This is a genomic window from Micromonospora sp. NPDC005324 (assembly GCF_040607155.1).
Taxonomy (GTDB): Bacteria; Actinomycetota; Actinomycetes; order Mycobacteriales; family Micromonosporaceae; genus Micromonospora; species Micromonospora trifolii.
Genome location: NZ_JBEXGE010000009.1, coordinates 160,184 through 184,491 on the forward strand (window position 1 = coordinate 160,184; position 24,308 = coordinate 184,491).

The following is a 24,308-nucleotide window of genomic DNA, read 5'->3' on the forward strand; positions in this document are numbered from 1 at the left end:
GCTGCGTCGAGCACGCAGGCCACTACGTGGCTGAGGGCGCGCCGACCGGGTGGTCGACGCGCCCTCAGGTGTCAGAGCGGGTTGGTTCAGGCGGTGAAGCGAACCCGACGACGACGGGCCACCACGAACAGGGCGGCACCGGCAGCGAGCAGCACGACGGCGCCGGCGATGATGCCGCCGGTGGCGGCACCGGTCAGCGGCAGAGCCGGCTCGTCCTTACCGCCACCCTGACCCGGGGCGCAGTCGGCCGGCTGCTCCCAGGCGATCGGGGCGGTGTCGTCGAGGCCCTCGGCGGCCGGCGTGACGACCAGACCCTCGGTCGCGTCGAAGGAGACGGAACCGGTCTCGCCCGGCTTGACGACCAGCGTCTTCGCCTCGCCCTTGTTCGGGGTCAGGGTGAGCGTGACGGTCTCACCGTCGGCGGGGTTCTCGATCGTGAAGGTGAGCTTGTCGCAGGTCGACTCGACCGAGCCCACCGGCTCCGCCGGAGCCGGGGTGGCAGTCGGGGTCGGGCTCTGGGTCGGAGGCTGGCTCGGCGACGGAGAGGCGACAGTGGGGGTCGGGGTGGGGGTCGCCGACGGAGTGGCGGTCGGCGTCGGGCTGCTCGGCGAGGGCGTGGCCTCTGCCGCGCAGGCGCCCTTCGGCTCGGCGGCCACCGTCCGCTCCTCGGTCACGATCCGGTCGGAGCGCACCCACCGCGCCTCGACGGTCAGCTCGATCGTCGGCCGCTTGGTGTCGAAACGGTGGGCCTGGGTGCCGGTGAGGACTCCCTTGCCCTTCGCCGGCAGGGTGGCGTCCTTCGTCAGGCCGCCGGTGAAGTCGGCCGCGACGGTCGACTCGAGCTTGGTGATCGTCGCGTCGATGTCCTCGCTGTTACCGACCGTCCAGGTCACCTTGACCTGGCCGTCGGAGGTCAGGCAGTAGGTGCCGGAGGGCTCGGGGTGGTGGGCACTCGCGGGGCTCGCGAGGACGCCGACGCCGGCGAGGCCGATCAACGCGCCTGCGGCGATGGCCGCGACGCGCCGGAACGGAGACTTGGGAGGGTTCACGCCTGCTCCTGGTGAGGGGGTACGGATCGCGTGGCGGGAGGCCGGGAGACATCGTGACCGGGGAGTCACTGCTCACCGGGGCGTCGCGCGACGCGGTGGTGTTCCCGCGGCTAAAGCGGGGACAGGGGGAGACTGTACTGATGGGTGGTTAATGAGGGGAGTTCAGATCATTGCCATCTGGCAATGTAGTCGATTCGTGATCTTTGATATACCGAAGGTGTTGGTCCGATCACTGGGGACGGTCCGCCCGCCAAGGCTCCACTGTGGATTCCGAACCGTCGGGGCTGCTCAGGTGCTCCGCGAAGTCGCCGCCGGCCAGCTCACCGGATCCGCGCCGTGCTGACCGGGTCCGCGCCCCATCGCGTAGCGTCGCGGGCATGAGCAGGAGGAAACGGTGACCCGGATCGTGGCCGGGACCCTCGGTGGCCGGCGCATCGCCGCGCCGCCCGGCGCTGGCACCCGCCCCACCTCGGACCGGGTTCGGGAGGCGCTGTTCAGTGCCGTCCAGGCCGCTGTCGATCTCGATGGCGCCCGCTTCGCGGACCTGTACGCCGGCTCCGGCGCGGTCGGCCTGGAGGCGCTCTCCCGGGGTGCTCGGCACGTGTTGCTGGTCGAGTCCGACCCGCGGGCGGCCCGGGTGATCCGGGAGAACGTGGCGGCCCTCCGTGCCGGTCCGGCGGCCCGTCTGGTCTCCGGCAAGGTGGCGACGGTGCTGGCCGCCGGACCGGACGGCGAGCCGTACGACGTGGTCTTCGCCGACCCTCCGTACGCCGTGCCGGACGAGGAGATCACCGCGCTGTTGGCAGCGTTGGTCGACGGCGGCTGGCTGGCGCCCGACGCGTTGGTGGTGGTGGAGCGGTCCCGTCGCACCAGGGAGTTCGACTGGGTGGACGGGATCACCCCCGATCGCAGTCGCCGTTACGGCGAGACCACCCTTTGGTACGGTCGCCGATCATGAGACGTGCGGTGTGCCCCGGTTCGTTCGACCCGGTCACCAACGGACACCTCGACATCATCGGGCGGGCCAGCCGGCTCTTCGATGAGGTGATCGTCGGTGTGCTGGTGAATCAGTCGAAGAGTGGCCTGTTCACCGTCGAGGAGCGCATCGAGATGCTCCGCGAGGTGACCTCGTCGTACGGCAACGTGCGGGTCGAGTCGTTCCGAGGGCTGCTGGTGGACTTCTGCCGGGCTCAGCAGGCCAGTGTGCTGATCAAGGGTCTGCGGGCGGTCAGCGACTTCGACTACGAGTTGCAGATGGCCCAGATGAACATCGGTCTGGCCGGCGTCGAGACGCTCTTCATGCCGACCAACCCGCTCTACTCGTTCCTCTCGTCGAGCCTGGTCAAGGACGTGGCCAAGTGGGGTGGCGACATCTCCGCCCACGTCCCCGACCCGGTCCGCGAAGCCCTCCAGGCCCGCCTGGGCCCTCGCCGCTAGCCCCCTCCACCCTCGCGATCTTGCACTTATGGTGCCCGAATCGCCCTTTTCGACGTGGTTTGGCGCGACGGAAAGTGCAAGATCGGCGCGGTGGAAGCCGGGGGTGACTATGTCGCGACTCGCCGGGTTGGGGTGAGTGGGGCGGCGGTGGGGCGGGCACGACATGATTGGTGGCGCGGGGAACGGCCGTAGCCCGCATCATGGAGGTCGGCCGACGAACGACAGGAGTGAGGTAGCCGGTGGACCCGCTCGATCGCATCGACGAACTGATCGCCATCCTGGAGCAGGCCCGCTCCGTCCCGATGTCGCGCAACAACTGCATGGTCGACCGGGGTGAGATGATCGCTGCCCTCGATGAGATGCGTGCTGATCTCCCCGCCGACCTGCGCCGCGCCGCCGCGCTCCTGGAGGAGCGCGACAAAATCATGGAAGCCGGCAAGCGCGAGGCGGACCGGATCATCAGCGAGGGTGAGGCAGAACACGCCCGCCTGGTCTCGGTGAACGAGATCACCGTGTCGGCCGAGCACGAGGGCGCCCGGATCATCGGGGAGGCCCGCGCCGAGGCCCAGCGGCTGCGTGAGGAGGTCGACGACTACGTCGACACCGCGCTGGCCAACTTCGAGCAGTTCCTCACCCGGGCGCTGGCCTCGATAGAGCGCGGCCGGGACAAGATGCACGCGCTGCGAGAGATCGGCACCTTCGCTGGGGATGAGGCGGAACGCCCGCTACCCTTCTGAGCGGCACCTCACCAGCCGACTTCTCAGGCGGGCGTCGCCCCCGGTTCGACGGTCCGGCGGTCGCCCAGGTAACCTTTTTTGTCGGCCTCTCACCGGCCGGAGTCTAACTATGCCCAAGCACTCGCCATCGACACTCAACCCCAGGTCGCCGCTGGTCCTCGACACGAGGGACCTGCCGCGTCGCCCTGGCGCGTTGCGTGAGGTCCAGCGGGTCGTGCCGGCACCGGCGGACCTCGGTGTGGAGTTGATCGGCGTGCCGGAGGGCGCGGACCTCGACCTCGATCTGAGGTTGCAGTCGGTGTCCGAGGGCGTGCTCGTCTCCGGGACCATCACCGGTCCCGTCCGGGGCGAGTGCGGCCGTTGCCTGCGCGAGATCAACGACTCGATGGGCGTGACGATCCAGGAGCTGTACGCGTACGAGGACAGCACCACGGACGCCACGACCGACGAGGACGAGGTGGGCCGGATGCAGGGCGATCTGATCGACCTGGAGCCGGCGCTGCGGGACGCGTTGGTGCTCACGCTGCCGACCAACCCGCTCTGCCGGGAGGACTGCCCAGGACTGTGCCCCGAATGCGGGGCGCACTGGGACGATCTGCCGGCCGACCACAGTCACCAGCAGATCGACCCGCGTTGGGCGGGCCTGTCGCAACTGACCGTTACAGAGGAGTAAGAACCGTGGCCGTCCCGAAGCGCAAGATGTCGCGCAGCAACACCCGGTCCCGCCGGGCGAACTGGAAGGCGACAGTGGTCGCGACCGTTGCGTGCCCGCAGTGCAAGTCCCCGAAGCTGCCGCACGCCGCCTGCTCCGTCTGCGGCACCTACAACGGCCGCCAGGTTCTCGAGGTCTGACCTGGACGCCGAGTGACGCCCCCGACCCCAGGTCGGGCGGCGCGCGCATCCTGGCATTCGCCCGGTGCTCCGGCTCCCTCCGACGCCGGCCGGCCCAATCCGGCCGGCGTTCCGGTGGAGCCGGGCGCCGCGCGGATCGCCGTTGACCTCCTCGGCGGGGACGACGCTCCCGCCGTCGTGGTTGACGGCGCTCTGCGGGCCATGCGCGCCGACCCTGACCTGCATCTGCTTCTCGTCGGTCCGACCGAGGTCGCCGACGAGCTGATTGCTGCCCTCGATCCGGCGCAACGCGCCCGGATCACGGTGCGGCCCGTCCGCGATGTCGTCGGCATGGCCGACCATCCCAGCGCCGCCCGCTCCGAGAGCACCGTCCGGGCCGCGGTCACCGCCGTCCGGGATGGGACCGCCGATGCCCTGGTCTCCGCCGGTGCCACCGGCGCCACCGTCACCGCGGCCGTGCTCGGCCTCGGCCGCTCGCCGGAGATCCGCCAACCCGCGCTGGCCGCCACCCTGCCCGCCGTCGCGGGGCCTGTCGTGCTGCTCGACGTCGGCGGCTCCCTGGAACCCCGCCCGGCCACCCTCGCCCGCCACGCCGTGCTCGGCGCCGCGTACGCGGCAGTGGCCCACTCGATCGCCGCGCCACGGGTCGGGCTGCTCTCGGTCGGCACCGAGGCCGGCAAGGGCGACCGGGTCCGCCGCGCCACCGACCCCCTGCTCGCCGTCGAACCGCTGCCGGGCGGAGCGCGCTACATCGGCCTGGTCGAGGGGTACGACGTGGCCCTCGGCGCACGCGCCGATGTGGTCGTCACCGACGGCTTCACCGGTAACGTGCTGCTCAAGGCCATCGAGGGCGCGTACGCGATGGCCGGCGGCCCACCTGCCCAGGGCGGCGCGCCCCGCGCGGCGGCCCTGCTGGGCGTCGCGGGGACGGTGGTCGTCTGTCACGGGTCCGCCCGCGCCGACGACGTCGCCTCCGGCATAGCTCTCGCCGCCCACCTGTGGCGGCGGCGCGCCACCGATCTGGTCTCCGCGTTGCTCGACCGCGACGCCGCGACGGATCGCACCGACCGCTCCACCGACACCGAGGTACGCACATGAGCAACGACAAGCGGCGGCGGGCGTCCGTCGGTCACCTGGAAGCCGCCTTCGGAGTGAGCCTGGAACCCGAGCTGCTCCAGCGCGCGTTGACCCACCGGTCGTACGCGTACGAGAACGGCGGGCTGCCGACCAACGAGCGGCTGGAGTTCCTCGGCGACTCGGTGCTCGGCGTGGTGATCACCACAGCGCTCTTCCACAACCACCCGGATCTGCCCGAGGGGCAGTTGGCCAAGCTGCGGGCCAGCGTGGTCAACATGCGGGCGCTCGCCGACGTGGCCCGCGGTCTGGGCCCGGACGGGCTCGGCGCGTACCTGCTGCTCGGCAAGGGTGAGGAGACGACAGGTGGCCGGGACAAGGCGAGCATCCTCGCCGACACGCTCGAGGCCCTGCTCGGCGCGATCTACCTCCAGTACGGCCTGGACACCACGGGGATCGTCATCCACCGGCTCTTCGACCCGCTGATGGCCGAGTCGGCCGGTCGCGGGGCAGCACTGGACTGGAAGACCAGCCTCCAGGAGCTGACGGCGGCGCTCGGGCTCGGCGTCCCGGAGTACCGGATCGAGGGCACCGGCCCGGATCACCTCAAGACGTTCACCGCCTGGGTGGTGGTGGCCGGCAACCGGTACGGCGGCGCCGAGGGGCGCAGCAAGAAGGAGGCCGAGCAGCGGGCCGCCGAGGCCGCCTGGCGGACGCTCGCCGAGCAGAACGGTCAGAACGGCGACGACGGCCAGGACGGTCGGGCCGGCGACGACCGTCAGGAGCAGCCGATCGGTCGGGACGACTCGGCGGACCGGGACGAGCCGTTCGGGCCGCTGGAGCGCGCCGAGCGGGCGGCTCAGGCCGAGCAGGCCGACCACCTGGCGCAGGCGCTGCCGGCCGGGGGCGCCGACGGTCACGAGACGGGTCGGCGGCGTGCCTGAGCTGCCCGAGGTGGAGACCGTCCGACAGGGGGTGGCCCAGTGGGTCGTCGGCCGTCGGATCGCCTCCGTCGAGGTTCGTCATCCGCGTGCGGTCCGCCGGCACGCTCCGGGCGACGTGCACTTCGCCGACGTGCTCGCCGGCCGGACGGTGCTGGACGCCCGTCGTCGGGGCAAGTACCTGTGGCTGCCACTGGACAGCGGTGACGCGATCGTCGGGCACCTCGGTATGTCGGGTCAGCTGCTGCTCCAGCCACCCGGCACGAAGGACGAGACCCACCTGCGGGTCCGGTTCCGGTTCAGCGACGACGGCCCGGAGCTGCGATTCGTCGACCAGCGCACGTTCGGCGGGCTCTCGGTGAGCGAGGGCGGCTCCGAGCTGCCCGACGAGATCGCGCACATCGCCCGCGACCCGATGGACCCGGAGTTCTCCGACGAGGCGTTCGTCGCGGCGCTGCGCCGCCGGCACACCGAGGTGAAGCGGGCGCTGCTCGACCAGACCCTGATCTCCGGGGTGGGCAACATCTACGCCGACGAGGCGCTCTGGCGCGCCAAGCTGCACGGCGGCCGACCCACCGACGCGCTGACCGGCCCTGCCGCGCAGCGCCTGCTCGGTCACGTCCGCGACGTGCTGGCCGAGGCGATCAGCGAGGGCGGCACCAGCTTCGACGCCCTCTACGTGAACGTCAACGGTGAGAGTGGCTACTTCGACCGGGCGCTCAACGCCTACGGCCGCGAGGGCGAGCCGTGCGGGCGGTGCGGCGCGCCGATCCGCCGTGAGGCGTTCATGAACCGGTCCTCGTACAGCTGCCCGCACTGTCAGCCACGGCCCCGGGGTTCCCTTCGGGGATGACCCGGAGCCGGCTCGGGGCGATGCCGGCGGGTCGCGGCCTGTCGCTCCGGGATGGACCCCGGTGTACGTCCGGATCGCGGGCCGACGCCGGACGACGGCACCCCCGCTCCCGGTCCGGTGGTTCCAGGGGTGGGCCCGGGTCGATCCCCGATGTGACCGCCTCGTCACGCACCTAGCGTCAGCACAGTTGACAGGGGGTTGACGTGACAGGGGGACCCGAGATGGGCAGAAGACCGGTGACGGTGCGGCTGGCGCGGTGGAGCGCCGAGCACCCGTGGCGGGCGATCGCACTGTGGGCCGTGTTCGTGGCGGTGTGCTTCGTCGGCGGCAGCGCCGCCGGACTCAACGAGGCCACCAGCGGCGACCAGGCGATCGGCGAGGCGGGGCGGGCCAGCCTGATCGTGGACGCCGGTGACTTCGACGACCCGGCCGTGGACAACGTCCTCATCACCTCCCGGGGTGGCGCGTTGGACCCGGCGGCGGCGAAGGCGGCGGCCGACGACGCGGCGGCCCGGCTGCGTACGGTCGCCGGGGTGGCCGGGGTGGGCCAGCCGGTCACCGCGGGGGACGGCTCGGCACTGCTGCTGCCGATCACCATGTCGGGTGACCCGGAGACAGCCTCGGATCGGGTGCAGCCGTTGCGCGACGCCACCGCCAGCGTGCAGGCCGCGTACCCCGGGCTGCGCGTCGAGCAGGTCGGCGGGCCGTCGATCGGTCAGGCCCTCGACGACACCCTGGGCAAGGACTTCAAGCGCGCCGAGCTGCTCAGTCTGCCGGTCACCCTGGCGATCCTGATCATCGCGTTCGGTGCGCTGATCGCGGCGAGCGTACCGGTGCTGCTGGCACTCTCCTCGGTCGCCGCCGCGATGGGTCTGTCCACTCTCGCCTCGCACCTGGTGCCGGCCACCGACACCACCGCACCGGTGATCCTGTTGATCGGCATGGCGGTCGGCGTGGACTACTCGCTGTTCTACATCCGTCGGGAGCGGGAGGAACGTGCCAAGGGTCGGTCCGGTCTGGACGCGGTGGAGATCGCCGCGGAGACCTCCGGGCACGCCGTGGTGGTCTCCGGCTTCGCCGTGATCATCTCGATGGCCGGGCTGCTGCTCGCCGGCGACGTGGTCTTCTCATCCCTCGCCATCGGCTCGATCCTCGTGGTGGCCGTCGCGGTGACCGGTTCACTGACCGTCCTGCCCGCCCTGCTGGCCCGGCTCGGCCGTTGGGTGGACCGGCCCCGGGTGCCGCTGCTCTGGCGACTGACCGCGCCGCGTACCGGCCGGCACGGCGAGCCCCGCGCGCCCCGGCTGTGGCCGGCGGTGCTCCGACCCGCGCTGCGCGCGCCGGTGGCGACGCTTGTCATCTCGGTCGGGCTGCTGCTCGCGCTGGCCGCGCCGGCGCTCGGCATGAAGCTGAAGTTCCCCGGCATGGAGGACCTGCCCCGCACGACTCCGGCGATGCAGGCGTACGACCGGCTCACCGCCGCCTTCCCGAGCGCCGGCACCAATCACGTGGTGGCCGTCCGGGCGCCCGCCGACCAGGCCGATCGGGTGCGCGCCGCCCTCACCGGCCTGTCCACCCGGGCGGCCGGCGATCCGCTGTTCGCCCCGGCCGAGGCGGACGGCCCGAAGATCGAGGTGTCGGCCGACCGGCGGGTCTCGGTGCTGGACGTCCCCACCCCGTACGCCAGTCGGGACGACCGGTCGGTGCAGTCGTTGGAGAAGCTGCGCGGGGACCTGGTCCCGGCCGAGCTGCGCGGCATTCCCGGCATCGAGTACGCGGTGGGCGGGGGTGTGGCCGACAGCGAGGACTACGCCCAGCACGTCCGGGACAAGTTGCCGCTGGTCATGGGCTTCGTGCTGGTGCTGACCTTCCTGGTCATGACGTTCACCTTCCGGTCGGTGGTGATCGCGGCAAGCTCGATAGCGCTGAACCTGCTCTCCGCCGGTGCCGCGTACGGCCTGCTGGTGCTGATCTTTCAGGGCGAGTGGGCGCAGGGACTGCTCGGCTTCACGTCGATGGGCGCGATCGTGTCCTGGCTGCCGCTGTTCCTGTTCGTGGTGCTCTTCGGCCTCTCGATGGACTACCACGTGTTCGTGGTCAGTCGGATCCGCGAGGGCGTCCGGTCCGGCCTACCCAACCGTGACGCCGTGTCGTACGGGATCACCTCGTCGGCCGGGGTGGTGACCAGCGCGGCCATCGTGATGGTCGGGGTCTTCTCGATCTTCGCCACGCTGAGCACCATCGACATGAAGCAGCTCGGCATCGGTCTGGCGGCGGCGATCCTGCTGGACGCCACGATCATCCGGGGAGTGGTGCTGCCGGCGTTGATGACCATGCTCGGCGACGCCAACTGGTGGGCCCCGCGCTTCCTGCGCCCCCGCCCGGCACCCGCGCCCACCGACCCGCCCGCCCCCACCCCGGAACTGGTCCCGGTGCCCTGACCGCCACCCCCTCGCCCCGCCCCGCCCCGCCCTTGCGCCCCCCTTGCCCCGTCGATCTTGCAGATTCTGTCGCGACAAAGCGGGTCAACCGCGGCATTTGAGCGACAGAAGGTGCAAGATCGCGAGGGCGAGGGCGAGGGCGAGGGCGGGGCGGGTTAGGGCAGGGGGCAGGGTTCGCGGGACGCGTCCAACGTGCGGTCCTTGCGGATCGACGCGAAGCCGTAGCCGACGGTGGTGACGCAGAAGTCGTCAGTCGAGCCGGTGTACTCGACGTGGAAGACCGGCTTGCCGGAGTCGCTGAACGGCAGCAGCTTGGCGCACTGGGCGAGCCGGACGCACTCCTCGTTGACCGCGAAGTCGAAGTCCGGGGCCAGCGCGGCGAGTTGCGGCACGTCGTTGACCAGCCCCGGGGAGAGGCTCAGCGAGCGGGCCAGCTCGGCCAGCCGGCGGTTGAACAGCAGTTGGTCGTCGAAGTCGAGCGCAAAGCCGGTGCGCGCCGCGTACCCGTCGGCGTCGAAGAGAGCCACCGCGCCGAAGCCCTTGCCGCGGCAGAGCCGCAACCGGTCGGCCAGCACCGGCCGGAGCGCGTCCCAACTCCGGACGTCCAGCCACCGGCTGTCGGGGCGACGCCCGGCGGCGCCCCGAACGATCTCCGGGAACCGGCTGGCGTCCGGGTCGTCGGAGCGGACGGATCCCACGTTCACCTGGCAGATCAACCGGCGGTCCCGGGAGCGCAGCTCGGCGGTCTGTGCGGCGGTGGTGGCCACCGGGTCGAGCAGGAAGACATGGGCGTCCACCGCCGGGTCGAGCGGGCCGCTGAGCTGCCACTGCCACTGCCAGTGCCGGGCCTGTGTCGCCGGCCACGCGGTGGGCGCGCCGGGCGGGGTCAGCGCGGGCCGGCACCCGTACGCCGGCACCACCAGCACGACGGCGACGCTGGCGGACAGGACGCGGCGCAGTGGGCGTACGGCGACGTGTCGCCGCGGCCGGATCCGCATCGGCAGCTCCCGGGTCCCGGACGGCCGGTCGCCGCCCACACCGGTACGCGGCCCCCACGCTCCGGCCCGACGTACCTCACCGGGTCAACGAGCGCGGGGGCGGGAACGACGCGCGGTCAGCGCGGCGCCGCGAAGACCTGCGTCCAGTACGGTCCGTTGCTGTTGGCGATGCCGACGCCGATCTCGGTGAACGCGCAGTTCAGGATGTTGGCCCGGTGGCCGGAGCTGTTCATCCAGGCGTCCATCACCGCGGCCGGGTTCTTCTGGTTCCAGGCCACGTTCTCGCCGTACGTGCGCCAGGTGTAGCCGACCCGGTCCAGTCGGGTGCCGGCGTTGCTGCCGTCGCTGCCGGTGTGCGACATGTTCTGGCTGTCGGCCTGGTCCTGGCTGTGCCGCTGGGCGGCCGTCATCAGCTTGTCGTCGATGCTCAGCGCCTTGCAGCCGGCCTTCGCGCGCTCGGCGTTGACCAGGTCCACCACCTCGCGGGCCTGAGCGCTGACGGAGCCGCTGGAGCCGTTGGAACCAGTGGAGCTGCCGGTGTTGCTCGGCGCGGTGCTGCGCTCGACGCTGCGGCGCGACGCGGCGGTGCTCCGCGACGTCGCCGGTGTGGGCTTGACGACCTTGGTCGGCGACGGGCTCGCAGACGCCGGGCTGGGGATGGTGGAGGGGGAGGGTGCGGCGAGGGTGTCCAGCGCCGGCTCCCCGGTCGGCGCGGCCGACGTGGCGAAGGAGTCGTCGACGGCAGTCGGCTGCGCGGCTCCGTCGTCACCGCCGGGCAGGGTCAGAGCGCCGACGCCGAAGCTCACCACGAGGGTGGCGGCCGCGGCGGCGCCCCCGATCATCAGCGGCCGGCGCCAGCGGCGTGGGGAGCGGTGCCGTCCCTCGCCGGGCCGTCCGGTCTCGGCGGCGCCGCGCCAGCCGTTGGTGGTCTCCGGGTCGGTGTCGGTGTGCCAGCCGCCGGGCGTCTCGGCGCTCCGGCCGCCGTTGGTGTCCTGGGCCGGGTGGCTGTCGCCCCGGTCGCCGGTCCCGCCCTCCGGCTGGTGGGCCGCCCAGGCGGCGGTGTGGGCGTCGGCTGCGTCGGCGGGGATCGCCCGGTCCGGTTGCCGGCCGCCGGAGGGCTGCTCCCGGTGCCACTCGTCGCCCGGCTGACCGGGCTCGTCGCCGAAGAGGTAGGCCGAGCGGGGCTCCGGGCGGTCGTGCAGCCAGGCCGGCTCGTCGGTCGGCCCCTCGGCGCGCCGGGGTGCGCCGTTCGGGTCCATCGGATCGGTCCAGCCGTACACGCCTATGCCTCCAGGGGTTGGTTGCGGGCCGGGGTGACGCTACGGCGCGCCTACGACCTGCGGCAACGTGGCTAAGAAAGAGTTAAGGGGAAGTCGGACGCCAGGGTGCGGACTTCCGCAGATCCGGGCGTACAGTAAAGGCGTCCGGACAGAGAGTGTCCGTGCCTTGCGGCAGCCCCCCGACAAGTGGACAGGTCGACGTAGAGATGATCTACGGCCTGCGAGAACTTGACGAAGGAGGGGTTTGCGGCTCAATATATAGGTGTCGCCAGTCGCGCCCGGTCATGCCCAGATACAACCTGGAATGACAGCCGCGTATGAATTGGGCGCGCGTTGGCCGGCCTTTCCGGCAGCGCATATCAAGGAGTCAGCATGGCGAAGGCCCTCTACGGCCACGTAGGTGCAGCGCCCGACCGGCGTCTGCTCGACGAGGTCACCCGACTGCGTTCCAGGGTTCAGGCACTGGAGTTCGAGATCACGCGTCTGCGTGCCGACAATGATCGGCTCGCGGCGGCTGCGGCGGAGGCGGACGATCTGCTCCGTCTGGCCGAGCCGGCGCTGACCTGATCTCCAGGTCGTAAAAACTGAATAGCACCACCGCAAAAATGCGCGCCGACACCTCTGTGCCGGCGCGCAACACTGTCCGGCACCCTTTCGGCGCCGACGATTCATGATCATGCGGCCGATCGTGTGGGAACAACGCCGCACAGTTACCGGAAAGCGCGTCGGCGGATAAGCCGATCATGAAAGGCGCTTGTCTTTATCGCTGTCGACGGAACAGCAGCGCGCCCACTGTCGACGCGATGCGGGGCGGGTCGCGTGCCGGGCCGCTCCCACCGGCGGGTTAGTCTGCGGGTTCACCCAGGTCCCCACAGCCGGCGACGGTACGGCGGCCACCGGACGAGGATCGAGTAGGTGTATCTCAAGAGCCTGACGGTGAAGGGGTTCAAGTCCTTCGCCTCCGCGACGACGTTGAAGCTGGAGCCCGGGATCACCTGCGTGGTGGGCCCGAACGGCTCGGGCAAGTCCAACGTCGTCGACGCCATCGCCTGGGTCCTCGGCGAGCAGGGTGCCAAAGCCCTCCGTGGCGGCAAGATGGAGGACGTCATCTTCGCCGGCACCGCCGGCCGGGCGCCGCTGGGTCGCGCCGAGGTCACCCTCACCATCGACAACACCGACGGCGCGCTGCCGATCGAGTACACCGAGGTCTCCATCACCCGCCGGATGTTCCGCTCCGGCGAGAGCGAGTACGAGATCAACGGCAACTCCTGCCGGTTGCTCGACATCCAGGAGCTGCTCTCCGACTCCGGCATCGGCCGGGAGATGCACATCATCGTCGGGCAGGGCCGCCTCGACGGCATGCTGCACGCCAAGCCGGAGGACCGCCGGGCGTTCATCGAGGAGGCGGCCGGCGTCCTCAAGCACCGCAAGCGCAAGGAAAAGGCGCTGCGCAAGCTCGACGCGATGCAGCTGAATCTCAACCGCCTCACCGACCTCACGGCCGAGCTGCGTCGTCAGCTCAAGCCGCTGGGTCGGCAGGCCGAGGTGGCCCGGCGCGCCGCCGCCATCCAGGCCAACCTGCGCGATGCCCGGCTGCGCCTGCTCGCCGATGACCTGGCCACTCTGCGGAACACCCTCGACCGGGAGATCGCCGACGAGACCGCGCTGCGCGAGCGGCGCGAGCAGATCGAGGGTGAGCACACCGAGGTGCAGGGCCGGCTCGGCGAGTTGGAGGCCGCCCTCGCGGAGGACGCGCCGCTGCTCGCCGCCGCCCAGGACACCTGGTACAAGCTCTCCGCCCTCCAGGAGCGCTTCCGCTCGATCGAGCAGTTGGCCCGGGAGCGGCTGCGGCACCTCAGCGCCACCGGCGACGACGAGCGGCCCGGCCGCGACCCGGACCAGCTGGAGGCCGAGGCGGAACGCGTCCGCGAGCAGGAGGAGGAGCTGCGCGGCGCGCTCACCGACGACCAGATCCGACTGGCCGAGGCGGTCGAGCACCGCCAGGAGTTGGAGCGGCAGCTGGCCGCCGCCGAGCGCGAGCTGGTCGCCGCGGCCAAGGCCATCGCCGACCGGCGGGAGGGGATGGCCCGGCTCACCGGCCAGGTCAACTCCGCCCGGGCCCGGACCACCAGCGCCGGCGAGGAGATCGAACGCCTCGCGATCGCCCACGCCGACGCGCTGGGCCGCGCCGAGCAGGCGCAGGCCGACCTGGACGCGGTCGCCGAACAGTCCACCGAGGCCGACCGGGACAACGCGGACCTGGACGCCCGGCACGCCGAGGCGGTCGCCGTGCAGGAACGGGCCCAGGCCACCGTGCGATCGCTGTCCGACGCCGAGCGGGCGGCGGAGAAGGACGCCGCCACCTGGAAGGCCCGCGAGGAGGCGCTCGCGCTGGGGCTGCGCCGCAAGGACGGCGCGGGGGCGCTGCTCGCCCGCGCCGGCGACGTGCCCGGCCTGCTCGGCAGCCTCGCCGGGTTGCTCACCGTCGCGCCCGGCCACGAGGCCGCGCTGGCCGCCGCGCTCGGCGGCCTCGCCGACGCGGTCGCCGTCAGCGGGGTGGACGAGGCCGTCGAGGCGATGCGGCTGCTGAAGATCTCCGACGCCGGCCGGGCCGGCCTGCTGGTCGGCAGCCCGGCGGGGCCCGGCATGACCGGCTCCGCCGACGCGCTGCGGCCGAAGCTGCCGGACGACGCCCGCTGGGCGCCCGACCTGGTGGAGTGCAGCGCCGAGCTGCGTCCGGCGGTGCACCGGGCCCTGCGGGACGTGGCGCTCGTCGACGATCTCGCTGCCGCCGCCGAGCTGGTCGCCGGCAACCCCGAGCTGCGGGCGGTCACCCCGGACGGTGACGTGGTCGGGGCGTACGCGGCCGCGGGCGGGTCGGCCAAGGCCCCCAGCTACATCGAGGTGCAGGCCGCCGTCGAGGAGGCCCGCGCCAACCGGGTCACCGCCGAACGCGCTGGCCTGGAGCTGCGTGATCAGTTGGTCGAGGCGCGCGCCGAGGTCGCCGCCGCCAAGGAGGCCGTGCAGCACGCCGCCGCCGAGAAGCGCGAGGCGGAGAGCCACCGCAACGCCGCCGCTCGCCGGCTGGCCGAGCTGGGCGCGGCGGCCCGCTCGGCGAAGGCCGAGACCGACCGGCTCGGCGACTCCCGCTCCCGCGCCGAGGCCGCCCGGCAACGGGACCTCACCGCGCTCGCCGAGCTGGAGGAGCGGTTACGGCTGGCCGAGGAGACCCCCGTCGACGCCGAGCCCTCCAGCGAGGAACGGGATCAGCTGGCGGCCATGGTGCCGCGGGCCCGTCAGAACGAGATGGAGGTCCGGCTCGCCGTGCGTACCGCCGAGGAGCGGGTCTCCTCGATCGCCGGCCGGGCCGACTCGCTCGCCCGGCAGGCAACCGCGGAGCGGGCCGCCCGGGAACGTGCGGCGGCCCGGCGGGCGGCCCGCGCCCGGGGCGCGGGCATCGCCCGGTCCGTCGCCGGCGGCGCCCGGGAGGCGCTGACCCGGCTGACCACCTCGATCGCGACGGCCGAGGAGCACCGCGACGCGGTCGCCCTGGAGCGCGCCGCGCGGGAGGCAGAGCTTCAGGAGGTACGCGGCGCCGCCAAGCGGCTCGCCGCGGAGTTGGAGCGGCTGACCAGCCAGGTGCACCGCGACGAGGTGGCCCGGGCGGAGCAGCGGCTGCGCATCGAGCAGTTGGAGGCGAAGGCCGCCGAGGACTTCGGGCTGGACGTGGAGACGCTGGTCGCCGAGTACGGTCCGACGCAGCCCGTTCCGCCGACCCAGGTGGACGTCGCGGCGGCCGAACGTGACGGTCTGCCGGTGCCCGAGCCGGTGCGCTACGAGCGGCCGGTGCAGGAGAAGCGGGCCGCGAAGGCGGAACGCGAACTCGCCCTGCTCGGCAAGGTCAACCCGCTCGCGCTGGAGGAGTTCGCCGCGCTGGAGGAGCGTTTCAAGTTCCTCTCCGAGCAGTTGGAGGACCTCAAGGCCACCCGTCGCGACCTGCTCACAGTGGTCAAGGACGTGGACGAGCGGATCCTTGAGGTCTTCGCCAGCGCCTTCGAGGACACTGCCCGGGAGTTCGAGCAGGTGTTCACAGTGCTCTTCCCCGGTGGTGAGGGGCGGTTGATCCTCACCGAACCGGACGATCTGCTCACCACCGGCGTCGAGGTGGAAGCCCGCCCGCCGGGCAAGAAGATCAAGCGGCTGTCGCTGCTCTCCGGTGGTGAGCGGTCGCTGACCGCGGTGGCCATGCTGGTGGCGATCTTCCGCGCCCGACCCAGCCCGTTCTACATCATGGACGAGGTGGAGGCGGCCCTGGACGACGTCAACCTGGGGCGGCTGATCCTGTTGCTGGCACAGTTGCGCGAGAAGAGTCAGCTGATCGTCATCACGCACCAGAAGCGGACGATGGAGATCGCCGACGCGCTCTATGGCGTGACCATGCGCAGCGGGGTCACTCAGGTGATCAGCCAACGGCTCAACCGGGCCGACGAGGACGACCAGCGGCACGGCCGCGGCGAGGAGAACGGGTAGTGGCTCGGGAACGCGCGACGGCGCTCCTGCTGGACTTCGACGGCGTACTGCGCCGGTGGGACCCGGCGGTGGCCGCCGTTGTCGAGCGGGAGTACGGCCTCTCCGAGGGGGTGCTCGGCGAGATCGCCATGCAGTGGGGGCGGCTCCAGCCGGTGCTCACCGGTCAGGTCAACCACGCCGAGTGGATGAACAGCGTGGCGGACGCCCTGAGCGAGTCGGTGGGCAGCCCGGAACGGGCTCGCGCCGCGGTGGAGCAGTGGCAGAGCTACCGGGGAGAGGTCGACCAGGAGGTGCTGGCGTTCGTCCGGGAGGTCCGTGCGGCGGGCGTCCGGGTCGGGCTGGGCACCAACGCCACCGACCTGCTCGACGCCGACCTGGCCGCGCTCGGCCTGGTCGGCGAGCTGGACGTGGTGGTCAACTCCTCGGTGATCGGCGTGCACAAGCCCGCCCCGGAATACTTCAAGGCCGCCTGCGTGGCCCTGGCCACCCCGCCGGCCCGGGTCCTCTGCGTCGACGACGAGGACTGGGCCGTGCGGGGCGCCCGGGCCGCCGGGCTGTCGGCACACCGCTGGGGCGGCCATGCCGACCTGCGTTACCTGCGAGCGGCCCTGGACCACTGAGCGCCTGTCACTCGCCGGTGACGCCGTCGATGCGTTCCCGGATCAGGTCGGCGTGACCGTTGTGCCGGGCGTACTCCTCGATCATGTGCACGTACACCCAACGCAGGTTGAAGGTGCGCTTCTTCGCGCCGACCTCGGTGAACGTCTCGGCGAGCGTGTGGCCGGCGGCGGCCTCGCGGGCCAGCGCCACCTCACGGTGGAAGATGGCGAAGTCGGCCTCGGCGTCGGCGGCGCTGACGTCGTGGTCGGCGTCCGGGTTCTCCGGGGTGAAGTACGGGTAGTCGACAGGCTCGCCGGCGAAGTTCTCCCGGAACCACCAGGCCTCGACCTCGGCCAGGTGCCGGACCAGGCCGAGCAGGGTCAGCCCGGACGGTTCCACGCTCGGCGTCCGCAACTGCTCCTCGGTGAGGCCGGCGCACTTGAGCAGCAGTGTCTGTCGGTGGTAGTCGAGCCAGCCGTCGAGCATGGTGCGCTCGTCGCCGACGTACGGTTCGGGGGTCCGGGTGATCTCCGGTGCGATCCAGGTCATGCCGCGCATCCTGCCCGGCACCTCGGACACCCCGCGAGGGGTTATCAGGGCACCACGACGACCGGCCAGCGGCCGGCGCGGACCAGCCGGGTGGCGACCGAGCCGACCAGCCGGTGTCCGGCCTGCTCGGAGGCGCCGACCACCACCATGTCGGCCTGGAACTCGTCGGCCGCCGCGCGCAGTTCGCCGTACGCGTCGCCGCGCCGCACCAGCAGGGTCACCGGGATGCCCCACTGCTCGGCCCCGCGCCGGCACTCCCGGCGCAGCTCGTCGGCCAACTCGTCGTGGGTGCGCTGGACCGCGCCGGCGTCCATGCCGGGCACCAGGGCGGTCAGCCCGCTCGGCGAGCTGACGAAGACCACCACCAGCGCGGCGCTCTGTCGACGGGCCAGGCCCGCGGCGTAGGAGCCGGCCCGCTCGGAGGTCCGGGTGCCGTCGACACCCACCATGATCACCCGAGGCCCGTCCGTGCCGCGCTCGAAGGGCAGCGGTCGGGTCCGGGGGCCGTACTCCTCGCGGTCCGGTGCTCCCACGCCCATGGCTCTACCTCACCTCTGCTCGCCGGTGCGGATCACGGGTGAGCCGGCGCCGGCGGCGACAGTCGATTCCCGCTCGACCTCGTCGGAAACCGGGTTGCCGTTGTGCTGGCGCAGCGGCACCTCCTTGATGAACGCCACAGCGATCAACGCGATCAGCGCGAACGGGGCAGCGGTCAGGAAGATGTCACCGGCGCCGTGGCCGTACGCGCTCTCCACCACCGCCCGCAGCGGGCCGGGCAGGGTGTGCACGTCGGGCAGGGCACCGCCGCTGCCGGAGCTGGAGGCGGGGATGCCGAGCTGGGCCAGCCCGTCGGCGGTGTAGTCCTTGACCTTGTGGGCGAGCACCGCGCCGAGGGCGGAGACGCCGATCGCGCCACCCAGGCTGCGGAAGAACGCCACCACCGAGCTGGCCGCGCCGAGTTCGTGCGGGCCGACGGTGTTCTGCACGGCGAGGACCAGGTTCTGCATGGTCATGCCCAGGCCGACGCCGATCAGCAGCATGTAGACGCTGAGCAGTGTGAAGCTGGTGTCGGCGCGCAGGGTGCCCATCAGCGCGAAGCCGATGGTGAGCAGGGCCGACCCGATCACCAGGTACCGCTTCCAGCGGCCGGTCTTGCTGATGACCCGCCCGATGACAGTGGAGGCGACCAACAGGCCGAGGATCATCGGCAGGGTCATCAGACCGGACATGGTCGGGCTCTGCCCGCGGCTGATCTGGAAGTACTGGCCCAGGAAGATCGACGCGCCGAACATGCCCACCCCGACAGCGATGCTGGCGACGACGGCGAGGGTGATGGTGCGGTTGCGGAACAGCCGCGGCGGGATCATCGGCTCGGCGGCCCGGGTCTCGACCCGGATCGCCAGCGCGCCGAGGACCAGCGCGCCGACGACCATCACGGCGCTCTGCCAGGAGGCCCAGGCGAACTGGTCGCCGGCGAGCGAGACCCAGATCAGCAGCACCGAGACGGCTGCGGTGATCAGGGTGGCGCCCCACCAGTCGATCACTGCCTTCCGCTTGACCACCGGCAGGTGCAGGGTCTTCTGGAGCACGATCAGCGCGAGGATGGCGAACGGCACGCCGACGTAGAAGCACCAGCGCCAGCCGAGCCAGGAGGTGTCGACGATCACGCCGCCGATCAGCGGGCCGCCGATGGTGCCGACGGCCATCACGGCGCCGAGGTAGCCGCTGTAGCGGCCACGTTCGCGGGGCGCGATCATCGTGGCCATGATCACCTGGGCCAGCGCGGTGAGGCCGCCGGCGCCGACGCCCTGGAGCACGCGGCAGGCGATCAGCTCACCGGTGCCCTGGGCGAGGCCGGCCAGCACCGAGCCCAGCACGTAGATCCCCAGGGCCAGCTGGACCAGGGTCTTCTTGCTGGTCAGGTCGGCCATCTTGCCCCAGATGGGGGTGGTCGCGGTGGTCGCGAGCAGGGCCGAGGTCACCACCCAGGTGTACGCGGACTGGCCGCCGTGCAGTTCGGTGATGATCCGCGGCAGCGCGTTCGAGATGACCGTGGAGGAGAGGATCGCGACGAACAGGCCCAGCAGCAGACCGGAGAGTGCTTCCAGGATCTGCCGGTGGGTCATCGTCACGGCGGTCGCCTGGGGAGGCGCTGTCGCCTGGCTCATCGTTTGTTGCCTCCGAGCGGAGTCGAGGTGGAACGGCGGCGAGCTGGTACGCGTGGGCCGCCTGAGAGTTGCCTGAAGCAACCGTATGCCTTGGTTGCCTGAAGCAACAACTTGCCGGACCGGCGCACTATTCCCGCATTCTGTGCGGCTACTGCCAGGAGTCCCTGGCACAGGGCCGCTACTGCCAGGAGTCGTTGAACCGGCCGAGCAGCCGGGCGAACTCCTCGACGTCCCGCTCCGGCCAGCCGTCCAGAGCGCGCAGAAACTCGCCCAGCCGGGCCGCGCGGGCCACGTCGAACCGGCGCTGCCCCTCCTCGGTCATGCTGATCTGCGCGGCCCGCCGATCGCTCGGATCGGGGTCGCGATGCACCAGACCGAGGACCTCCAGCGCGTTGATCTGCCGGCTCAGCGTCCCCTTGCCCACGCCCAGTCGCGCCGCCAACTCGGTCAACCGGATGGACCCGCTACGCCGCAACCAGAGCAGCAACCCGTAGGTGTTCGGCTCCAGGTTCGGGTGCACCTCCCGGGCGATCTCCCAGGAGACCGCCCGGCCACGGCGCAGCAGAGCGGTCAACTCGTGCTCGACCGCCCGGATCGGCTCCGGCAGGTGCTCGTCCACGGCGTAGAGACTACGGCGCGGCCGGCTCGCCGTCGCCGGAGAGTCGACGCCGCATCACCGGGCGTAGGTGCCCGTCCTTGGTGGTGCCCTCGATGACCACGTCGGCCCCGCGCCCGTGATGGGTCAGGGTGGCGACGGCGTTACCGAAGTACGGGCCGGCGAGCTTGTGCCAACGCACCCCCGGCCGGCGTACGCCCGCCGAACGGGCCAGCGCCCGGGTGGCCCCGGCCGGACCGGGCGACCAGCCCAGTCGCATCAGCGGACGGATGCCCGCCGGCACCTGGTTGTGGATCGGCGAACAGGTGAGCTGGTGCACCGGAGTGACCACCGCCGGGTCCGCGAACCGGGCCCGCGCCACGTACGAGTGGTGCACGTCACCGGAGAGCACGCTGATCGACGCCGGCGGGGCGTACGCCGGGCCGGCCCCGATCCGCGCACCGGACTGCCGTGGCGTGCCGGTGCCGATGCGGGCGAACGTCTCCGCGAGCGCCTCGAAGGACCGCCGGAACGCCGCCCAGTGCTCCAAATCCAGGGCGCGGCGCAGCTTCTCCGCCCCGCGCGCCACCCACGGTCGGCGTGAGTCAGCCAGTTTCTCGTTCCACGCCTCGATGTGGTGGATGCCCTGCGGCAGCAGCCAGGGCAGCGAGGCGCCCACCACCAGGTGGTCGTAGACCCCGTGCGCCTGGTCGAGGAACCAGGCCCACTCGCCGGGCGGCAGCATCGCCCGGCTGTGGGGCTCGAGCACCCGACTGCACCGGTTGTCCAGCATGACCAGCCGGGTCCGGCCCAGGTCCAGTGCGTAGCTCCACTGGTACTGCACAGCACGCCAGCGCTCGGTGTCGTGCGCCAGGTCGGACTCCTGGTCGACCCGGTGGCCGAACTCGCGCAGCACGCTCGTGGCGTCCTCGGCGGCGGCGACCTTCGCGAAGACCGGATCGGCGACGATCTCGTCGGGGGAGAGGTTGCCCAGGTGCTGGTAGACCCAGTACGAGGCGAGCCCACTGCCGATCCGCTCCTGCCACCACGGCTGCTCACGCACCTCGGCTCGCCACGCCGCCGAGGTGTTCCAGTCGTCGATGATCTCGTGATCGTCGAAGATCATCACGCTGGGCACGGTGGAGAGCAGCCAGCGGATCTCCGGATCACGCCAGGACTCCAGGTAGAGCTTGGTGTACTCGTCGAAGCTCACCACCTGGTCGGCCGGAGCGCCCTTCGGCCGCCGCCGCCGTCGACGCAGCAGCCGGCGAACGGTGGGCGAGGTGACGTCGGCGTAGACCTGGTCACCGAGCAGCACCAGCAGGTCGGGCAGCGGATGGGACTCCGGGTCGGCCATCAACCGTCGGGCGTACGCGTCCAGCGCGTCCGGCGGCAACTTGCGGGTGGTGGCGTGCTGGGTGGTCTCCCGGCACGAGCCGAAGATCAGGTTGACCGGCTGGTCCCGATCGTCGGCGGCCCGGGTGCGGATCACGCTCGGCGGGAACCCGCTGCTCGGCACCGGCCAGACGACCTCGTCGTCGACCAGCACCTCGTAGGTGCTCTCGCTGTCCGGGGCGAGGCCCTCCACCACCACGAGGGCGTAGTGGTGGTCGTACGCCGAGAAGGTGGGAGCGGTGCCGGTGGCGCCGCCGGCGGTGCGGACGGTGACCACGGCGGGCGCCGCCGTCTCCACCCAGATCGTCGCCCGGGTGTCCACCACTCGCCGCAGAAGTGGGCCGATGAGGAGGTGTGCGGCGGGCATGCGGCCGAGCCTACCGCCGGTCTCCGGCACCGTCGGGGTGCGGTGACTGAGATGCCGAGCACCGCTCGGGGTGCGGTGGCGGAGATGCCGAGCACCGCTCGGGGTGCGGTGACTGAGATGCCGAGGCACCGCTCGGGGTGCGGTGGCTGGGACGCCGCTGCCCGCATCTGACAGGATTCCGGCATGGCCGAATATCTCGTCCTCGCTCTGGTCCTGCTCGGTGTGCTGATCGCCGGCACAGTCGGGCTGGTCGTGCCGCGATTGCGGCGACGGCCCGAGCCCCCGTTGCCACGCACGGAGGTCGACACCAGGGCTGAGGAGGATCTCGCCGGCCCGCCGGTCGAGGCACCGGAGTCCGATCTGTCCACCGGCGTCCTGGTCGAGCCGCCGCCGGTGCTCGAACCGCAGGTCGAGGTCCCCGAGCCGACCGCCGGGCGGTTGGTCCGGCTCCGCTCGCGGCTGTCCCGCTCACAGAGCGTGTTCGGCAAGGGCCTGCTCGGCCTGCTCGCCCGTGACCACCTCGACGAGGACGTCTGGGAGGAGATCGAGGACAGCCTGATCACCGCCGACGTCGGCGTCGACGCCACCCGCGACATCGTCGACCGGCTCCGCGAGCGCACCCGGGTGCTCGGCACCCGCTCGGCCTCCGAGCTGCGGGCACTGCTCGCCGCCGAGCTGGTCAACGCGCTCGACCCGAGCCTGGACCGCTCGTTGCGGACCGCCCCCAAGGACGGCGTGCCGGCGGTGGTCCTCGTCGTCGGCGTCAACGGCGCCGGCAAGACCACCACCTGCGGCAAGATCGCCCGGGTGCTGGTGGCCGACGGTCGCAGCGTGCTGCTCGGCGCGGCGGACACCTTCCGGGCCGCCGCCGCCGACCAACTGGAGACCTGGGGCTCGCGCGTCGGCGCGGAGACCGTCCGGGGGCCCGAGGCCGCCGACCCGGCCAGCGTCGCCTTCGACGCCGTCAAGCGCGGCATCGACACCGGCGTGGACACCGTGCTCATCGACACCGCCGGCCGCCTGCAGAACAAGGTCGGCCTGATGGACGAGCTGGGCAAGGTCAAGCGCGTGGTCGAGAAGCAGGGCCCGATCGACGAGACGCTGCTCATCCTGGACGCCACCACCGGGCAGAACGGTCTGGAGCAGGCCCGGGTCTTCACCGAGGTGGTGAACGTGACCGGTGTGGTGCTGACCAAGCTCGACGGCACCGCCAAGGGCGGCATCGTGATCGCCGTGCAGCGCAAGCTCGGCATCCCCGTGAAGCTGGTCGGCCTCGGCGAAGGCAGGGACGACCTGGCCCCGTTCGACCCGGCGCAGTTCGTCGACGCGTTGCTGGGGACCGAGGCCACCGGCCGGGACGCGTAGTCTCGGGTGACCACTGACGATCGCGCGTACGCGGGCTGGCGTGACCCCGGCCATGCCTCGCAGCGCCTCGGGAGACCGTACGTGACTTCGCAGGAGATCCCGCTGCACGGCGGCAACGTGAGCACAGTTGTTCGCGTGGGTGACACGGTCCGGCGCAACGCCGGGCCGTGGACCCCGTCCGTGCACGCGCTGCTGCGCCACCTGGAGTACGTGGGGTTCACCGGCGCCCCCCGGGCGCTCGGGATGGACGAGCGCAACCGTGAGGTGCTGTCGTACCTGGAGGGGGAGTGCGGAGAATATCCGCTCGCCCCGCACTGGGTGACCGACGAGGCTCTGGTCACCGTCGCCACCATGCTGCGGATGTTCCACGACGCGCAGTACGGCTTCACCCCTCCGCAGGCGGCGGTCTGGCGCTCGTTCGGGCCCCCACCACCGGACACCGAGGTGATCTGCCACCACGACGCCGCGCCGCACAACGTGATCTGGCGTCCGGACGGCACCCTCGGGCTGATCGACTTCGACCTCGCCTCACCCGGAGCGCGGATCTACGACGTGGCGTACGCGGCCTGGACCTGGGTGCCGATCTTCGCGGACCGCGACTCGATCACGCTGGGCTGGAAGCACCCGGACCGGCCCCGCCGCCTCCGCCTCTTCGCCGACGCGTACGGGCTGATCCCCCGGGACCGGCACCGGCTGATCCGGACCATCCGTAAACGGATCGTGGACCACGTCGAGGGGATCCGCCGGATGGCCGCCGCCGGTGAGCCGGCGTTCGTCCGGATCGTGCACAAGGGTCACCTGCGTCGACCGATGCGCGATCTGCGGCTGCTCGACTACGAGCGGCACACCCTGGAGAACGCCCTCCGCTGAGCGTCGGTCGGGCGATGCTCGGCCGGCGCGTCACGCGCACCGGTCGATGCCGTTGACCGGTCAGCCATCGACTGTCGCTGTCCGGTCGATCCACAGTCGTCCATGCTGATGACTGTGCGGAGTTCGTGACACGTCCGAAACAACCCGTCACGAAACGGAAACCCGCACGGGACCCAAAGTGAAACAGCCGGCCGCGAAGCTTCCGCG

Annotated in this window: 22 protein-coding genes; 14 read left to right on the forward strand and 8 right to left on the reverse strand. The window is 71.9% G+C overall.

The features are described 5' to 3' along the window. Positions 1–86 precede the first annotated feature (86 nt). Complete coding sequence (locus tag ABZS40_RS12425; RefSeq protein WP_354943381.1) at positions 87–1,049, reverse strand: LPXTG cell wall anchor domain-containing protein; 963 nt, start codon at positions 1,047–1,049, stop codon at positions 87–89. Between the two features lie 394 nt (positions 1,050–1,443). Between ABZS40_RS12425 and rsmD the strand changes: the two genes are divergently transcribed. From rsmD to ABZS40_RS12470, 9 genes are all read left to right on the forward strand, one after another. Continuing rightward, positions 1,444–2,007, forward strand: a complete 564-nt coding sequence (gene rsmD, locus ABZS40_RS12430; protein WP_354943382.1) for a 16S rRNA (guanine(966)-N(2))-methyltransferase RsmD — start codon at positions 1,444–1,446, stop codon at positions 2,005–2,007. Further along, entirely contained in the window at positions 2,004–2,486 is a 483-nt protein-coding gene (coaD, locus tag ABZS40_RS12435) for a pantetheine-phosphate adenylyltransferase (RefSeq protein ID WP_030335289.1), read from the forward strand. The genes rsmD and coaD overlap by 4 nt, the downstream gene beginning before the upstream one ends. Before the next feature lie 239 nt (positions 2,487–2,725). Then, the gene (locus ABZS40_RS12440) at positions 2,726–3,223 is read left to right on the forward strand and encodes a hypothetical protein (RefSeq protein WP_030335287.1); all 498 of its coding nucleotides are present in this window, start codon (positions 2,726–2,728) and stop codon (positions 3,221–3,223) included. A 109-nt stretch (positions 3,224–3,332) separates the two neighbouring features. Continuing rightward, the gene (locus tag ABZS40_RS12445; RefSeq protein ID WP_110562455.1) at positions 3,333–3,896 is read left to right on the forward strand and encodes a YceD family protein; all 564 of its coding nucleotides are present in this window, start codon (positions 3,333–3,335) and stop codon (positions 3,894–3,896) included. 5 nt (positions 3,897–3,901) lie between these two features. Continuing rightward, a complete protein-coding gene (gene rpmF, locus ABZS40_RS12450) occupies positions 3,902–4,075 on the forward strand; it encodes a 50S ribosomal protein L32 (protein WP_030335284.1) in 174 nt (57 codons plus the stop codon). Between the two features lie 114 nt (positions 4,076–4,189). Next, positions 4,190–5,173: a phosphate acyltransferase PlsX gene (locus tag ABZS40_RS12455; protein WP_238681234.1), complete on the forward strand. Its 984-nt coding sequence runs from the start codon at positions 4,190–4,192 to the stop codon at positions 5,171–5,173. Continuing rightward, the gene (rnc, locus tag ABZS40_RS12460; RefSeq protein WP_354943383.1) at positions 5,170–6,093 is read left to right on the forward strand and encodes a ribonuclease III; all 924 of its coding nucleotides are present in this window, start codon (positions 5,170–5,172) and stop codon (positions 6,091–6,093) included. The genes ABZS40_RS12455 and rnc overlap by 4 nt, the downstream gene beginning before the upstream one ends. Next, positions 6,086–6,943 carry a bifunctional DNA-formamidopyrimidine glycosylase/DNA-(apurinic or apyrimidinic site) lyase gene (gene mutM / locus ABZS40_RS12465; RefSeq protein ID WP_354943384.1) on the forward strand — a complete coding sequence of 286 codons (858 nt, stop codon included), beginning with the start codon at positions 6,086–6,088 and terminating at the stop codon, positions 6,941–6,943. The genes rnc and mutM overlap by 8 nt, the downstream gene beginning before the upstream one ends. Before the next feature lie 221 nt (positions 6,944–7,164). Next, a complete protein-coding gene (locus ABZS40_RS12470; protein WP_354943385.1) occupies positions 7,165–9,384 on the forward strand; it encodes an MMPL family transporter in 2,220 nt (739 codons plus the stop codon). Between the two features lie 155 nt (positions 9,385–9,539). Here ABZS40_RS12470 and ABZS40_RS12475 read toward each other — a convergent pair whose 3' ends face one another. Both ABZS40_RS12475 and ABZS40_RS12480 read right to left on the reverse strand, forming a co-directional pair. Then, a complete protein-coding gene (locus tag ABZS40_RS12475) occupies positions 9,540–10,382 on the reverse strand; it encodes an endo alpha-1,4 polygalactosaminidase (RefSeq protein WP_354943386.1) in 843 nt (280 codons plus the stop codon). 116 nt (positions 10,383–10,498) lie between these two features. Beyond that, positions 10,499–11,662, reverse strand: a complete 1,164-nt coding sequence (locus tag ABZS40_RS12480) for a CAP domain-containing protein (RefSeq protein WP_354943387.1) — start codon at positions 11,660–11,662, stop codon at positions 10,499–10,501. Between the two features lie 372 nt (positions 11,663–12,034). Between ABZS40_RS12480 and ABZS40_RS12485 the strand changes: the two genes are divergently transcribed. From ABZS40_RS12485 to ABZS40_RS12495, 3 genes are all read left to right on the forward strand, one after another. Continuing rightward, a complete protein-coding gene (locus ABZS40_RS12485) occupies positions 12,035–12,229 on the forward strand; it encodes a hypothetical protein (protein WP_030487463.1) in 195 nt (64 codons plus the stop codon). Between the two features lie 348 nt (positions 12,230–12,577). After that, entirely contained in the window at positions 12,578–16,192 is a 3,615-nt protein-coding gene (gene smc / locus ABZS40_RS12490; protein ID WP_354943388.1) for a chromosome segregation protein SMC, read from the forward strand. Next, positions 16,192–16,812: an HAD-IA family hydrolase gene (locus tag ABZS40_RS12495; protein WP_354943389.1), complete on the forward strand. Its 621-nt coding sequence runs from the start codon at positions 16,192–16,194 to the stop codon at positions 16,810–16,812. Before smc ends, ABZS40_RS12495 begins: the two co-directional genes overlap by 1 nt. 7 nt (positions 16,813–16,819) lie before the next feature. On the opposite strand, the gene ABZS40_RS12500 is transcribed toward ABZS40_RS12495, so the two are convergent. The 5 genes from ABZS40_RS12500 to ABZS40_RS12520 form a co-directional block, all read right to left on the reverse strand. Further along, positions 16,820–17,341, reverse strand: a complete 522-nt coding sequence (locus tag ABZS40_RS12500; RefSeq protein WP_354943390.1) for a DinB family protein — start codon at positions 17,339–17,341, stop codon at positions 16,820–16,822. A gap of 44 nt (positions 17,342–17,385) precedes the next feature. Next, positions 17,386–17,880, reverse strand: a complete 495-nt coding sequence (locus tag ABZS40_RS12505; protein ID WP_238681242.1) for a universal stress protein — start codon at positions 17,878–17,880, stop codon at positions 17,386–17,388. A 9-nt stretch (positions 17,881–17,889) separates the two neighbouring features. Further along, positions 17,890–19,509 (reverse strand): MDR family MFS transporter, encoded by a 1,620-nt coding sequence (locus ABZS40_RS12510; RefSeq protein ID WP_354943391.1) that lies wholly within the window; start codon positions 19,507–19,509, stop codon positions 17,890–17,892. A 178-nt stretch (positions 19,510–19,687) separates the two neighbouring features. Next, positions 19,688–20,128, reverse strand: coding sequence for a MarR family transcriptional regulator (locus tag ABZS40_RS12515; RefSeq protein WP_354943392.1), 441 nt, complete (start codon positions 20,126–20,128; stop codon positions 19,688–19,690). Positions 20,129–20,138: 10 nt separating this feature from the next. Continuing rightward, on the reverse strand, positions 20,139–21,866 hold the full coding sequence (locus ABZS40_RS12520) for an alkaline phosphatase D family protein (RefSeq protein WP_354943393.1): 1,728 nt from the start codon (positions 21,864–21,866) through the stop codon (positions 20,139–20,141). Between the two features lie 183 nt (positions 21,867–22,049). Between ABZS40_RS12520 and ftsY the strand changes: the two genes are divergently transcribed. Next, a complete protein-coding gene (gene ftsY / locus ABZS40_RS12525; protein WP_354943394.1) occupies positions 22,050–23,231 on the forward strand; it encodes a signal recognition particle-docking protein FtsY in 1,182 nt (393 codons plus the stop codon). A 6-nt stretch (positions 23,232–23,237) separates the two neighbouring features. After that, positions 23,238–24,101 carry an aminoglycoside phosphotransferase family protein gene (locus ABZS40_RS12530; protein WP_354943395.1) on the forward strand — a complete coding sequence of 288 codons (864 nt, stop codon included), beginning with the start codon at positions 23,238–23,240 and terminating at the stop codon, positions 24,099–24,101. Positions 24,102–24,308: the final 207 nt, after the last annotated feature.